The 13,555-nt window shown below is 41.1% G+C and carries 13 protein-coding genes; all 13 read left to right on the top strand.

Annotated elements, in window-relative coordinates; translation table 11 throughout:
* The 13 genes from fabF to JG30_RS07275 all read left to right on the top strand — a co-directional run bounded on the left by fabF (nt 1) and on the right by JG30_RS07275 (nt 13,509).
* Nucleotides 1-1,233 carry a beta-ketoacyl-ACP synthase II gene (gene fabF / locus JG30_RS07335; RefSeq protein ID WP_046317706.1) on the top strand — a complete coding sequence of 411 codons (1,233 nt, stop codon included), beginning with the start codon at nt 1-3 and terminating at the stop codon, nt 1,231-1,233.
* Nucleotides 1,230-1,721: an acetyl-CoA carboxylase biotin carboxyl carrier protein gene (locus JG30_RS07330; RefSeq protein WP_046317705.1), complete on the top strand. Its 492-nt coding sequence runs from the start codon at nt 1,230-1,232 to the stop codon at nt 1,719-1,721. Before fabF ends, JG30_RS07330 begins: the two co-directional genes overlap by 4 nt.
* A 3-nt stretch (nt 1,722-1,724) precedes the next feature.
* The gene (fabZ, locus tag JG30_RS07325) at nt 1,725-2,171 is read left to right on the top strand and encodes a 3-hydroxyacyl-ACP dehydratase FabZ (RefSeq protein ID WP_046317702.1); all 447 of its coding nucleotides are present in this window, start codon (nt 1,725-1,727) and stop codon (nt 2,169-2,171) included.
* A 21-nt stretch (nt 2,172-2,192) separates the two neighbouring features.
* Complete coding sequence (locus JG30_RS07320; RefSeq protein ID WP_046317700.1) at nt 2,193-3,584, top strand: acetyl-CoA carboxylase biotin carboxylase subunit; 1,392 nt, start codon at nt 2,193-2,195, stop codon at nt 3,582-3,584.
* Complete coding sequence (locus tag JG30_RS07315; RefSeq protein ID WP_046317698.1) at nt 3,574-4,440, top strand: acetyl-CoA carboxylase carboxyltransferase subunit beta; 867 nt, start codon at nt 3,574-3,576, stop codon at nt 4,438-4,440. Before JG30_RS07320 ends, JG30_RS07315 begins: the two co-directional genes overlap by 11 nt.
* A complete protein-coding gene (locus JG30_RS07310; RefSeq protein ID WP_046317696.1) occupies nt 4,433-5,203 on the top strand; it encodes an acetyl-CoA carboxylase carboxyltransferase subunit alpha in 771 nt (256 codons plus the stop codon). The genes JG30_RS07315 and JG30_RS07310 overlap by 8 nt, the downstream gene beginning before the upstream one ends.
* A 330-nt stretch (nt 5,204-5,533) precedes the next feature.
* Nucleotides 5,534-6,520 carry a zinc-ribbon domain-containing protein gene (locus JG30_RS07305; protein WP_046317694.1) on the top strand — a complete coding sequence of 329 codons (987 nt, stop codon included), beginning with the start codon at nt 5,534-5,536 and terminating at the stop codon, nt 6,518-6,520.
* 65 nt (nt 6,521-6,585) lie between these two features.
* Nucleotides 6,586-7,272: a response regulator transcription factor gene (locus JG30_RS07300; RefSeq protein WP_046317992.1), complete on the top strand. Its 687-nt coding sequence runs from the start codon at nt 6,586-6,588 to the stop codon at nt 7,270-7,272.
* 2 nt (nt 7,273-7,274) lie between these two features.
* Nucleotides 7,275-8,336: a sensor histidine kinase gene (locus JG30_RS07295; protein ID WP_052725262.1), complete on the top strand. Its 1,062-nt coding sequence runs from the start codon at nt 7,275-7,277 to the stop codon at nt 8,334-8,336.
* A 2-nt stretch (nt 8,337-8,338) separates the two neighbouring features.
* Nucleotides 8,339-9,871, top strand: coding sequence for a UDP-N-acetylmuramoyl-L-alanyl-D-glutamate--2,6-diaminopimelate ligase (locus tag JG30_RS07290; protein WP_046317692.1), 1,533 nt, complete (start codon nt 8,339-8,341; stop codon nt 9,869-9,871).
* Between the two features lie 9 nt (nt 9,872-9,880).
* Entirely contained in the window at nt 9,881-10,621 is a 741-nt protein-coding gene (locus JG30_RS07285; protein ID WP_046317690.1) for an aspartate/glutamate racemase family protein, read from the top strand.
* 38 nt (nt 10,622-10,659) lie between these two features.
* A complete protein-coding gene (locus JG30_RS07280; RefSeq protein ID WP_052725261.1) occupies nt 10,660-11,919 on the top strand; it encodes an LCP family protein in 1,260 nt (419 codons plus the stop codon).
* 48 nt (nt 11,920-11,967) lie between these two features.
* Entirely contained in the window at nt 11,968-13,509 is a 1,542-nt protein-coding gene (locus JG30_RS07275; protein WP_046317688.1) for an ABC-F family ATP-binding cassette domain-containing protein, read from the top strand.
* The last annotated feature ends 46 nt before the right edge of the window (nt 13,510-13,555 follow it).

Genomic DNA, 13,555 nt, shown 5'->3' with positions numbered 1-13,555 from the left:
ATGCCAAGAGTTGTAGTGACGGGGATGGGTGCGCTGACGCCGATTGGCAATGATGTCGCCAGTTTTCGTAAGGGTTTATTGCAACAACAAGTAGGTTTTGAGCCTATTACTTATTTTGATTCCACACCAACAGGGGTGACATTAGCCGGCCAATTAGATGATTTTGATCCTTTGCAGCATTTAACGAAAAAAGATACCAGACGTATGGATCCCTATACTCAGTATGCAGTTTATGCTGCCGATGAAGCCATGGCTCAAGCACAAATTACTACTAGCAACACTGATAGTGAACGTTTTGGTGTTATTTTAGGTTCAGGGATTGGTGGCTTAACGACTATTCAAAATCAAGTGATTAAAATGCATGACAAGGGTGCCGATCGCGTATCACCGTTATTTGTCCCCACGGCCATTTCCAATATGGCTGCGGGTAATTTAGCGATGCGCTATCAGGCCCATGGGATTTGTACAACAATTGTGACAGCTTGTGCTTCAGGAACTAACGCGATTGGTGAAGCTTTTCGCCAGGTGAAAGATGGACATTGCGATGTGATGATCACCGGCGGCGCGGAAGCAGCAATCAATGAAATTGGTATTGCCGGCTTCGCCGCTTTATCTACTTTATCGACAGCAACCGATCCAACGCGGGCTAGTTTGCCATTTGATAAACAACGTTCGGGATTTGTAATGGGTGAGGGTGCCGGAGTATTAATTTTAGAAGCGCTGGAGCATGCCCAAGCTCGCAAAGCGCCCATCTTGGGAGAAGTAATTGGTTATGGCGCCACCGCAGATGCTTATCACATTACTTCTCCTGACCCTAGTGGGCAACAAGCTGCCCGAGCTATGAAATTAGCCATAACTGAAGCCCAAATTGATGTGAGCCAAATTGATTATATTAATGCCCATGGGACAGCGACCATCGGCAATGACACAGCAGAATCACAAGCGATTCAGCAGTTATTCGGATCCCAGATGCCGTTAGTGTCTAGTACAAAGAGCATGACCGGACATTTATTGGGAGCAGCGGGAGCTGTGGAAGCAATAGCTACGTTAATTGCTTTAGCAGATCAGTGCTTACCAGTCAATGTGGGTTTAACCCAACCTGATCCTGCTTGTGATCTGCCTTTAGTTAATGAGGATAATCGTCAGTATGCAGCCCAATATGCATTAAGTAATTCGTTTGGTTTTGGAGGGCATAATGCTGTTTTAGCGTTCAAAAGGTGGGATGATGAATGACTTTTGAACAAATTCAGGCGTTAATGCAGCAATTAAATCAAAGTAATTTAATGGAAATGGATTTAGAATTTGACGGTGGTCACTTATTTTTAAGTAAAAATACGATTTCCTCGAATAAAGCCCCAACTACTTTGACCACTCAACCAGTGGCTCATACAAATTCGCAAAAAGCTCAGCCGAAAGATTCCGATCGTTTAAAAGCGACAGAAACAACTACCCCAAAAGACACTACGCAAGTTATTAAAGCGCCGTTAGTTGGGATTATTTATCTTCAACCAGCTCCTGATCAAGCCCCTTACAAAAAAGTTGGCGATCCAGTTGCAGTGGGGGATGTGGTTTGTGTAGTGGAAGCGATGAAAATGATGACGGAAGTCAAAAGCCCCATTAGTGGGGTCATTAGTGACATCCTAGTTTCCAATGAAGAAGTGGTGGAATATGATCAGCCGCTGCTGAAAGTACAACCGAAAACAGTAGCACGAAAGGATTAAGTAATGGTGGAAAACAAATTACCGCATGAATTAGATACAGTTGCAATTCAAAAAATTTTACCCCATCGGTACCCATTATTATTGGTGGATCGTATTTTAGATTACGTACCGGGAGAATTTGCGATTGGACGTAAAAATGTCACTATTAATGAAGAATTTTTTCAGGGACACTTCCCTGGTAATCCTGTCATGCCGGGAGCCTTAATTTTAGAGGCTTTAGCCCAAACGGGGGCCATTGCCTTATTAAGTCTGCCTACCTTTGCAGGCAAAACCGCTTATTTTGGAGGGGTGAGAAAGGTGAAGTTTCGGCATATGGTGCGTCCCGGAGATAGTTTGCGTTTAGAAGTACAGCTGGATAAATTACATGGCAATGCCGGCTTAGGACATGCACAAGCACTAGTCGAGGACCAAGTAGCTTGTAGTGGAGATCTGATTTTTGCCATTCAATAAAAGATGAAGGAGGGTAAGGTAATGTTTGAGAAAGTGTTAATTGCCAATCGCGGAGAAATTGCAGTTAGAATTATTCGCACCCTTCGAGAAATGCAAATTAAATCAGTCGCAGTGTATTCGACGGCAGATCAGCAGGCACAATTTGTGCAATTGGCAGATGAAGCGGTTTGTATTGGCGGACCGCAGCCGGCAGATTCTTATTTAAATATGGAAAATATCCTCAGCGCGGCGCTTTTGACGGGCGCGCAAGCGATTCATCCCGGTTATGGTTTTTTGTCTGAAAGTGCAGAGTTTGCCCAGTTGTGCGCGGAGTGTCAAATTACTTTTATTGGACCTTCGGCCGCGTTATTAGAACTCATGGGTAATAAAGCTAATGCTCGGCAAACAATGTCCCAACACCAAGTTCCGATTATTCCAGGCAGCCAAGGTACGATTCAAACGATTGCTCAAGCGCAAAAAGTGGCTCAGAATATTGGCTTTCCTGTCATGCTCAAAGCGGCGGCCGGGGGCGGAGGCAAAGGGATTCGACAGGTAAACTGTCCAGAAGATTTACCTGCTGTCTTTATAGCTGCGCAAAAAGAAGCCCAATTGTCTTTCGGTAATCAACAAATGTATTTGGAGAAAGTCATCCGTCCCGCCAAACATATTGAAATCCAAATTTTAGCAGATCAAGCCCATCATGTCATAGCTTTGCCGGAACGGGACTGTTCGCTTCAGCGTCAGCAACAAAAAGTTCTGGAAGAAACCCCCTGTACCTTAATGACCGCTGCTGAGCGGACGGCTTTGCAAAAAGCAGTTATTACTGCTTTACAAGCTATTGGTTATGAAAACGCCGGTACTTTGGAGTTTTTAATGGATCAAAAACATCATTTTTATTTTATGGAAATGAATACGCGTATCCAAGTGGAGCATCCGATTACTGAAGCCGTTACGGGTTTGGATTTGATTCGCGAACAAATTCAAATTGCGGCAGGGCAAAATTTAACCCTAACCCAACAAGATGTGGTAGCAGACGGGGTGGCGCTTGAAGCGCGCATCAATGCTGAAGATCCGCAGCATAATTTTCAACCTCAGGCGGGAACAATTCAGCAATTGGATTTACCGGGTGGCTTAGGGATTCGCCTGGACAGTGGGGTGTTAGCCGGTGATCGGATTTCACCTTTTTATGATTCAATGATTATTAAAATCATCGCCCATGCTCCACAAAGAACTGTGGCCTTACGTCGGTTAACAGAAGCCTTAAGCGAATTTCATTTACAAGGATTAAAAACTAATCATGATTTTTTAGAAGCCTTGTTAAAACAACCGCGGGTGCGTCAAGGAACTTATTTAACAACAGATATTGATCAAAAATTTGGCCCGGAGTTTCAGGCACAATCCAAAATACTAAAGGAAGCAATCAATGAGTGTTAACGAACAGGTACGACATTTTGCCCAACACCCGCAAGCCGCTTTACAAAAATATCATTTAAGCGTGCCGCAAGGGATTTTTCGCATTTGTCCTTACTGTCAGCAAAAGTATTATTTTCGCAGTTTTGGTAAATATCAAGTTTGTCCCGATTGTGGCTATGGCTTGCGAGTGAGCGCGCATCAACGTTTAAAGATGTTGACGAAAAAAACTGTAGAATGGGACACGGATTTAACAACTACTGATCCACTAGCATTTCCCAATTATTTGCAAAAAGTGCAACAAGCGCAAGCTAAAACCAAATTAAAAGATGCAGTGTGGACAGGGCAAGCCCGAATAGCTCATCATGAAGTGGCTTTAGGGATTATGGATCCCACTTTTATTATGGGCAGTCTAGGGACTGCTAATGGTGAACGCTTGACACGTCTATTTGAGAAAGCAACAATTCAAGAATTACCAGTGATTTTATTGTGTGCGTCGGGGGGTGCGCGGATGCAAGAAGGAATTTTGTCGTTAATGCAGATGGCTAAAATTTCGCAAGCCGTGACTCAGCATCGACAAGCCGGATTGTTTTACTTGAGTATTTTAATGGATCCAACGACTGGCGGAGTAACAGCTAGTTTTGCCACGCAAGCGGATGTGATCTGGGCAGAGCCGCACGCCCTTATTGGTTTCGCCGGGCAACGGGTTATTGAGCAGACGATGAATAAAGCTTTACCGCCCGATTTTCAAAGTGCTGAAAAAGCTTATGAACGGGGTTTTATAGATGCCATTGTCCCGCGACCACAACAATCTGTGGCGCTGGAACAAATGTTAAGTATTATGGCGGCTACTAGATGGACAGGTGATTGCCATGAGTGAGGAGCAAGTAAAACAAATTATGGCAGGGGCGCGAAGTGAAACTAAGGCAGATCTGCGCTTGTTAATCGCCCATTTATTTGATGACTGGGTAGAATGTCATGGAGATCGCGTCAGTGGTGATGATGCAGCTATTATTACTGGTTGGGCTCGTTTATCAAACCGCGCAGTCGCTGTCATTGCGACTAATAAAGGGCAAGAGTTACAAGAACGTTTACAAACCCATTTTGGGAGCCCGACACCTACCGGTTATCGTAAGGCTTTGCACATGATGCAAACGGCCGCTAACTTAAAAATTCCGATTCTGACTTTGATCAACACACCGGGAGCTTACCCGGGAGCGGATGCCGAAAAAGCAGGTCAGGGACAAACAATTGCGCAAAACCTCAGTACAATGTTGCAGCTGCCAGTACCCATTTTGGCTATCATTATTGGTGAAGCAGGATCCGGAGGCGCGTTAGCGTTAGCTTGTGCGGACCGGGTGTGGATGTTTGCTCAAAGTATGTATACCGTTTTGTCTCCAGAAGGTTTTGCATCCATTATGTATAAAGATGCGCACCAAGCGGAAAAGGCAGCGCAGTTAATGCATATTGAACCTCATTGGTTATTAGAACATCAAGTGGTGGAAGCCGTTTTACCTGAAAGTTGGTTAAAGGACGATTTGCAATTTTTCAAATCAAAAATTTTACAGCAATTACAAGAGTTTGACCAATTGTCGTTATCCAACTTACTACAGCAAAGGCAGCAACGTTTTCGAAAATTTTAACAAGTCGCTTGGAAAAATCATCCTCGCGACTTTTTTAGTGGTTATGATTTAATAGAAGCATAGATAGTAGAATAACAATTTATTCCGGTAGAAAGTTAGTGAATATTCCAAAGATATTCTATGATAATTTTATTGTTGTAGCCATTTTGGTCATATTTGGGGTTTTTCAGATTTATCTGAAGGATTTTTTTCTTATATTAATGATAAAATCACAGAAATTTCAAGGTTTTAAGATAGGATAACAATGTATGAATCGGTCTCAGGGCATATAATTTTCAAATTACCATGTGCTAAACTGAAATTAAAAGTGTAGACGGAGGCAAAGCTATTATGAAATATTGTCCAAACTGTGGTCATAAATTAGAGGCAAACTATAAAGTTTGTCCTAATTGTGGTTTCCGACTACGTTCCACGACTGACTCCCAAACAACTACCTCGACTGAGGCCCAAAAAACTACCTCAACGCCATTAAGACGTTCACGGCAGCGCTCATCACGCGAGCATACCGCAATAGTACATGGACCTGCGATCGATTATCTTATTTGGCTGAAAAATAATTGGATTACGATGCTGCTAGCGCTTTTACTAGTTTTTTTAACCTATATCTATGTCGGGAAGATCATTAGCTTGATTGTAGCTATTGGGTTAGTTATTTGGGGCTTTAAAATTGCTACCAACCAACGGACACCTTTGGATCACAAAATTAAGCGGGTATTTGCTCATGCCGAGACTCAGACCACAGCACAAGTGCAACGGATGCAAACCAAGCGGATTAAAAAAACCGCTCCTTTGAATCAAACAGCATCCCCACAAAATACGGTGGTTGCCAATCAGCCGATTCAAGTGCAGACCAAGCGTTCATGGGGCTTATTGCTTTTGGCTTTGATCACGGCAAGTACCAGTTACTGGCCGGCCTTCTTTTTGAACAATTTATTAGGAGGTAATAATCTGGCCAATGCGACCGCTCCTTCCTTGGCGGAGACTATCAAACAAGGTTTATTAATGTTGAATTACAATTTTCATTTACAAATTAATCCGGATTTAGGGTTGTGGTTATTAGCCGCCGGACCTGTCGTAGTTATTTTAGGTTCCTTAATGCCTAATCATTTTGGTCGTAGTTTAGCTACTAAAGGAGCAGGTTTTACTGTAATTTTATATGTCGGGGCTTGGATAGCCTTAAAATTAGGCGCAATGTGGGGGGTTAATTTTGGTTGGGTCATTAATACTCAATTAGGCATGACAGGTTATGTAACCTTTATTTGTATCATCATAATGTTTATTTGGGCTGAATGGCAACGCCACCACCGGGTGCATTAGTTCAGTTTGGCAATCGAATTGTTTCTTAGTATAATCGAGAAAGAATTTAAGAGGTAACGATAATGATCAAGATTTTAGTAGTGGATGATGACCCAGATATTACCGAGTTATTAAGTATTTATTTAAAAAATGAAGACTTTGAACCACTAACTGCGGCTACGGGCCCTCAAGCACTAAAATGTTTGGCCAGCGATCACCAGATTGCCTTAATGATTTTAGATTTAATGTTGCCAGGGATGTCCGGTAATGAAGTTTTGAAAAGAGTACGTCAGCGCTCACGAATTCCTATTTTAATTGTCTCTGCTAAAACCGATGATTTGGATAAAATCCAAGGATTGGTAACGGGAGCTGATGATTATGTTGTCAAACCCTTTAATCCTTTGGAGGTCGTAGTTCGGGTCAAATCTTTGTTACGACGCGCCAATCCACAAATGTTAACGGCGGCCCCCGACAAATTGGCGGTAGGGCCTTTATTAATTGACAAGCGTTCTCATGAAGTGCTTACCACACAGCAACAACGAGTACAATTGACCGCGTTGGAGTTTAATATTTTATATTTACTAGCAAGTCACCCTAATCAAGTTTTTTCAGCGGATGAAATTTTTCAACGAGTGTGGAAGCAAGATAGTGCAATTTCGACGAAAACAGTCATGGTTCATGTCAGTCATTTACGTGACAAATTAGAAGCAGCTACGGATGGGGAAAAAGTGATTGAAACTGTGTGGGGTGTCGGTTATAAAGTGGAGGCTTAAGGATGCAATCAACTGCCAGATTAACCCCCCGACAACAAAAAGAGTTGGTTATGTGGGGGGCATTAACCCTGTTATTATTAGTTGTACCGGAATTTATAGTTTTTAAGTGGTGGTGCCAACTTTTTGATGTGCGTGTGTTAGCGCTGCTGCTTTTAATTGTGTGGGATGGTACCTTGTTAGTGTTAATTTTAAGCGTTCATTGGCAACATTTACAAACTAGTCAGCTGTTGGCGGAATTAAAGCAAATAAAGTTAACAGACATACCGCAACGTTTGGTGTCATTGCCTCAAAATAAGGACCTCTCGATTATCGCACGCCATATCAATCAAGTTTTAATTTCGATGATGCAACAGGCTAAACATCAACAGCAAGCTAACCAAACGCAACGAGAGTTTATTGCCAATATTAGTCATGATTTACGCACCCCTTTAACTTCCATTGTAGGATTTCTAGGCTTGATGGAACAACAACCACAGTTACCCCAGCAGCAAATGCAAAAATATATTCATATTGCTTATCAAAAAGCCCAACAATTGCAAAGTTTAATTAATGATTTATTTGAATATACCACGACTACGACAGCCAGTATTCATTTACATTGGCAAAACTTAGATATGGTTCAAATGGTTGAGCAATTAGCTGCCGAATTTGAATTACAGGCGCAAAAACAACAGGTACAAATTGTGACCCAGACGCCGGCGCACCCGATTATTATTCAAGCAGATACGGAAAAATTAGGCCGAGTCTTTAATAATTTAATTATGAATGCTTTAAAATATGGTCGGGGAGCACGTCATTTATGGCTGCAGGTTCAAGATGCTGCACAGGTTGTACAAGTGACTGTGGCTAATGATGGAGTGAGTATCGATCCGCAAAATCAACAACATCTGTTTGAACGATTTTATCAAAGCTCACCCAATGATTCCGGATCGGGATTAGGCTTGGCTATTGCCAAGAATTTAATCATGTTGCATCATGGCCAAATTAGTGTTCAGTCTAACCAACGGTTGACCCAGTTTAAAGTAGTTCTACCCAAAAACAAACGCGCCCATGAAGGAGATTAGTTATGACGTTAGTTCTAAACGGTTGTATTTTATTACTTCAAGAACATCAGCTCTTAAAAAAAGCCGAAATTGTTTTTGACAATGAAATTACGGCAGTTACTTATGATTCACTACAAGCCCAAAAAGACGGGATGTTCTTTTGTAAGGGCACGCACTTTAAAGAAGATTACTTACGCGATGCCCAACAAAGGGGAGCTTCAACTTACGTTTCTGAAGTTGAGTATCCACAAATTAAAGGGATGAATGCGCTCATTGTCCGGGATGTGCAAAAAGCGATGGCCCTTTTAGGAGCAGCTTTTTATGACTATCCGCAAAATCAATTAATGATTATTGCCTTTACAGGGACTAAAGGTAAAACTACTTCGGCTTATTTTACACGTGGTATTTTACAAGACTATACCAATAAGAAAACCGCCTTATTTTCTACAATTGATCGAATTGTTGGTCCACAGTCACAACAACGGTTCAAATCCGATTTGACAACACCGGAATCGTTAGATTTATTTCACGATATGCGTCAAGCAGTGGATAATGGCATGACACATTTAGTAATGGAAGTTTCTTCACAGGCGTATAAGCGGAATCGAGTATATGGGCTCAAGTATGATGTAGGCTTCTTTTTAAATATTACTCCAGATCACATTGGTCCTAATGAGCATCCGGATTTTGCAGATTATTTACATTGTAAATTACAACTTCTGGTAAATTCCCGGTGCTGTGTTCTCAATGCAGATTCGGATCATTTTACCGAAATTTATCAAGCTGCTACGGCAACCACGGCCCCAGAAAATATTTATCTATTCGCACGTCAAACCAAACACAAGAATGCTAACATCGACTTTATTTACTATAATGAAGAAGCAACTTTAACGGATAGTCAGTTTACCATTTTGAGTCAAACTCCTAAAGCGCGCCTTCTTAATATCGATGGCTGCTATCAGCTCAGTCTGACTGGTGATTTCAATGAATGTAATGCCACAGCGGCTATTATCGGAGCAGGGCTAGCCGGAGCTCCTTATCAATTAGCGAAAAATGCGATCGCTAATGTGCATATTCCAGGGCGCATGGAGTCTTTAAAAACGCAAACACACGGAACAGTGTACATTGATTATGCCCATAATTATGCCAGTATGCGGGCGTTATTGAGTTTTTTAAAACGTCAAAATCCCCAGTCGAAAATTATCGTGGTGGTAGGTAGTCCTGGTAATAAAGGCGTTTCTCGCCGAGCTGGTTTTGCTAAGGCTTTGACCCAATTTGCAGATCAAGCTTATCTCACTACTGATGATCCTGGATTTGAAGATCCTCAGGAGATTTGTCAAGAGATTGATCAAAAAATTGATCATCAGCGTGTAGCAGTTCAAATTGTTTTGGATCGACAACAAGCAATTCAACAGGCCATCACTGTTAGTCGTCCGGGAGACTTAGTGGTGCTTGCCGGTAAGGGCGAGGATGCTTATCAAAAAGTTCAAGGGATTGATACGCCTTATCCCAATGATTTGCATGTGGCTCAACAAGTAATTCAAGAATTAGAGTAGGTTAGAATTATGAAAAAATTTTTTACGGTTATTGGAGGCATGGGAACTGCGGCGACGCAAAGTTATTTGCGTTTATTGAATCAACGCACGCCCGCCACAAAAGATCAAGATTATTTGAATTATATTTTAGTGAATCACGCTACAATTCCGGATCGCACGACGTATATCTTAGATCGTAATGCCCCTAACTTTTATCCGGATTTACTGGAAGATATTCAACAGCAAAGTTTACTGCAACCAGCTTTTATGGTAATTATTTGTAACACGGCGCATTTTTTTTATACACAATTACAGCAAGCTACTGCAGTTCCTTTATTGCATATGCCACGAATCGCGGTGGCTACCTTAAAACAACGCTATCCGCAAGTCCATCGGGTAGGCTTAATTGCGACTCAAGGTACCCTAGCAGATCAGATTTATCAAACCGAATTGACACATCAGGGTTTAGATTATACTGTAGGAGATCAGCAGCTGCAAGCCGATGTGATGAAACTCATTTATGATTATATAAAAAAACGTAATCAAGTAAATGCCGCGTTATACTATGATATTTTACAGCGGATGCAACATGATTTTGGAGCCGAGGTTATTATTTTAGGTTGTACCGAATTGTCGCTAGCTCAAGAGCAGGCAGCGGACCATCACTTTCCGATTATTGATGCGCAAGATATTATTGTGGATAAAAGTATTATGTTAGCGCAACGCGTACGAGCTGGGCAGCCACTAAATATTAAAAATGGGATAGTTTAGTTAAACATTAAAACTATCAGAACAATCGAGGTTAGTTAATGGATAAGCGGAATTTGCGCCCTTTTTTAAAACGTAATCAACGCATATATTTAGGTGCTGGGCAGCAAGTAAAAAAACATACTACGTTAAAAGTTGTTAGCGTCTTATTATTGATGGCTTTTTTTGTGTTGGGAGCTTATGGATTTCGTTTGTATTCACAAGCCAATAATGCTTTTAATAACGCATATCAAGTCAATAAAGATGCTAAGCCTTCCAAAGCTATTGCTCAACGAAAGCCGGTCACACTTTTACTCTTAGGGGTCGATACTGGCGGTGAAGGTCGGCATGATCGTGGCAACTCTGATACTATGATTGTGGCTACTATTAACCCACAAACAAAAAAAGTTTTATTGATGAGTTTACCACGAGATACGTTAGCTAAAATGTATGGTAAAAATGTTCCATATCATTCAATTGCCAAGTTAAATGCTGCCTATAATTTGAATAAATCAGAAGGTTCCATTTTAACTGTGGAAAAATTACTCAATATTAATATTGACCATTATTTAACCTTGGATTTTCATTCTTTGCCTAAAATCGTAGATGCCATTGGAGGTATTGAAGTGGATTCGCCTTTTGCTTTCTCTTGTGAAGGTGATCATTTCAAAAAAGGTAAACAGAAAGTAAATGGCCGCCAATGTCTTTCTTATTCACGGATGCGATATGATGATCCTGAAGGTGATTATGGTCGACAAAAGCGGCAACGCCAGGTTATTATTGCTATCGTGAAAAAGGCGCTGTCCTTAAATAATTTGCCCAATGCCCAAAAATTAATGAATAGCATTTCCGGCTCCATGAGTACAGACTTGGCGATGGGAGATATTACCGCGTTAATTCAATATTATCGGGGAGCCGCTAAAGATATGGGATCTGATTACCTGCACGGGCATAGTGTAACCATTGATGGTCAGGCGTTTGAGGTAGCACCGACTGATGAATTACAACGAGTAAGCGATCGATTGCGCACCAGTGTTGGCAAAAAGAAGACTAAATTGAATAATACAGAGACACGGCTCAATCGTATGAATGTAGAAAAAAATAATTTTGACTTTGATAGTTCGGATAATCAACAACAGTATATTATTTATTCTGCTACAAACGATCTGGAGGTAGGTCAGCAAAGTGATGCAACTACTACGAATGATTTTGATGCCGAAGATGCCAACACATATTCTCAAAATTATGCTAATGATTATAGTGCTGATACTTACGGGAATACTGATAGTTCAACAGACGCCAATGTAAACAATGGTTACTAAAATAAAATACGATATTAGGTCTCGAATCACAGACTATTGGAGTAATAAATGAGTATCGTAAAGATTGAGCACTTAAGTTTAACGTATTTTGAAAAAACGCTATATCAGGATGAAACTTTTCAAGTTAATGCACATGAACATATTGGTCTGATTGGTTCCAATGGCGCGGGGAAAAGCACGCTTATTAAAGTATTAACAGATCAAGTGGTACCAGACAGCGGTCAGATTACCTGGCAAAAAAGAATTAAACGTGGTTATTTAGATCAATATGCTCAACTCCCATTGGAACAAACTGTATGGGAGTTTTTGCGTAGTGCCTTTCAAGAACTGATTGATGCTGCTCAGCAATTAGAGCAGACATATCAGCAATTAGCACTCCAAGAAACTCCTGTGTTGTGGGAACAAGCGGGACAAATACAAAATCAATTAGAACAACAGGGTTACTATGACATTGATACTAAAATTAGCCAAGTAGCCACGGGGTTAGGGATTGATCTCCTTGGCTATGAGCGCCCTGTAGGGCAGTTAAGTGGCGGCCAACGTTCGAAATTGATTTTAACTAAGTTACTTTTAGAAAAACCCGACATTTTACTTTTAGATGAGCCCACCAATTATTTAGATAAGCAACATATTGCATGGTTAGTGACTTACTTGCAATCATTTGCTAATGCATTTATTGTGATTTCCCATGATTATCACTTTTTGCAACAAGTTGTTGACACTGTTTATGATCTGGAACAAGGACACTTAACACGATACAAAGGGACTTTACGGCAAGCTTTGCAACAAAAGGCCGCTAATCAACGAACCTATTTGAAGACCTATGCCAGCCAACAGCAAAAAATTATGCAGGCACAGGCTTATATTCAAAAAAATCATGCCGGCAGTCGCGCTAAAAGCGCCAAAAGCCGCCAACGACAATTGGCTAAAATGCAAGTCTTATCGCCGCCGGCCAACCGCAAAATACCACAATTTTATTTTAAGGAAGTACCTTTAACCAGCCAGATAGCCATTCAAGTCACGAAGCTGAAAATTGGTTACCAGCAGTCATTATTGAAGCAAGAACTAAATTTTTCTATCCGCAATCATGAAAAAGTAGTGATTAGTGGATTTAATGGTGTGGGCAAAACCACCTTAATTAAAACGCTAATGCAGCAGTTGCCACCAGTGGCTGGGACGGTTAAATTGGCCCCTTTGTTGACAATTGCTTACTACCGCCAAATTTTATCATGGCCACAACCCACCATGTCGCCATTGACTTATCTACACGAACAATTTCCCGAGCAAACTACGAAAATACTTCGGCAAAATTTAGCACAGGTGGCTTTAACCTCGAAACAGGTTCAAGAACCTATCCAACTTTTATCTGGTGGTGAACAATCGAAAATAAAATTAGCCGAACTACTGTTACAACCAGCTAACTTGTTAGTGTTGGACGAACCTACCAATCATTTAGATGAATTATCTAAATCTGCTTTAAGGTCTGCTTTAGCAGCTTATACCGGCACAGTAATTTTAGTGACTCACGAAACCAATTTTTATGATGATACTTGGATCGATCGCGAAATAAACATTGCTCAATTAACGTAAAACCACGCGAAATGAAGCCGATTTATAAAAATATAAAAAAAAACCG

Source organism: Bombilactobacillus mellifer (genome assembly GCF_000970795.1).
Classification (GTDB): Bacteria; Bacillota; Bacilli; order Lactobacillales; family Lactobacillaceae; genus Bombilactobacillus; species Bombilactobacillus mellifer.
The sequence above is the reverse complement of the archived record's forward strand: the minus strand, read 5'-3'. Positions and strand labels throughout refer to the sequence as shown.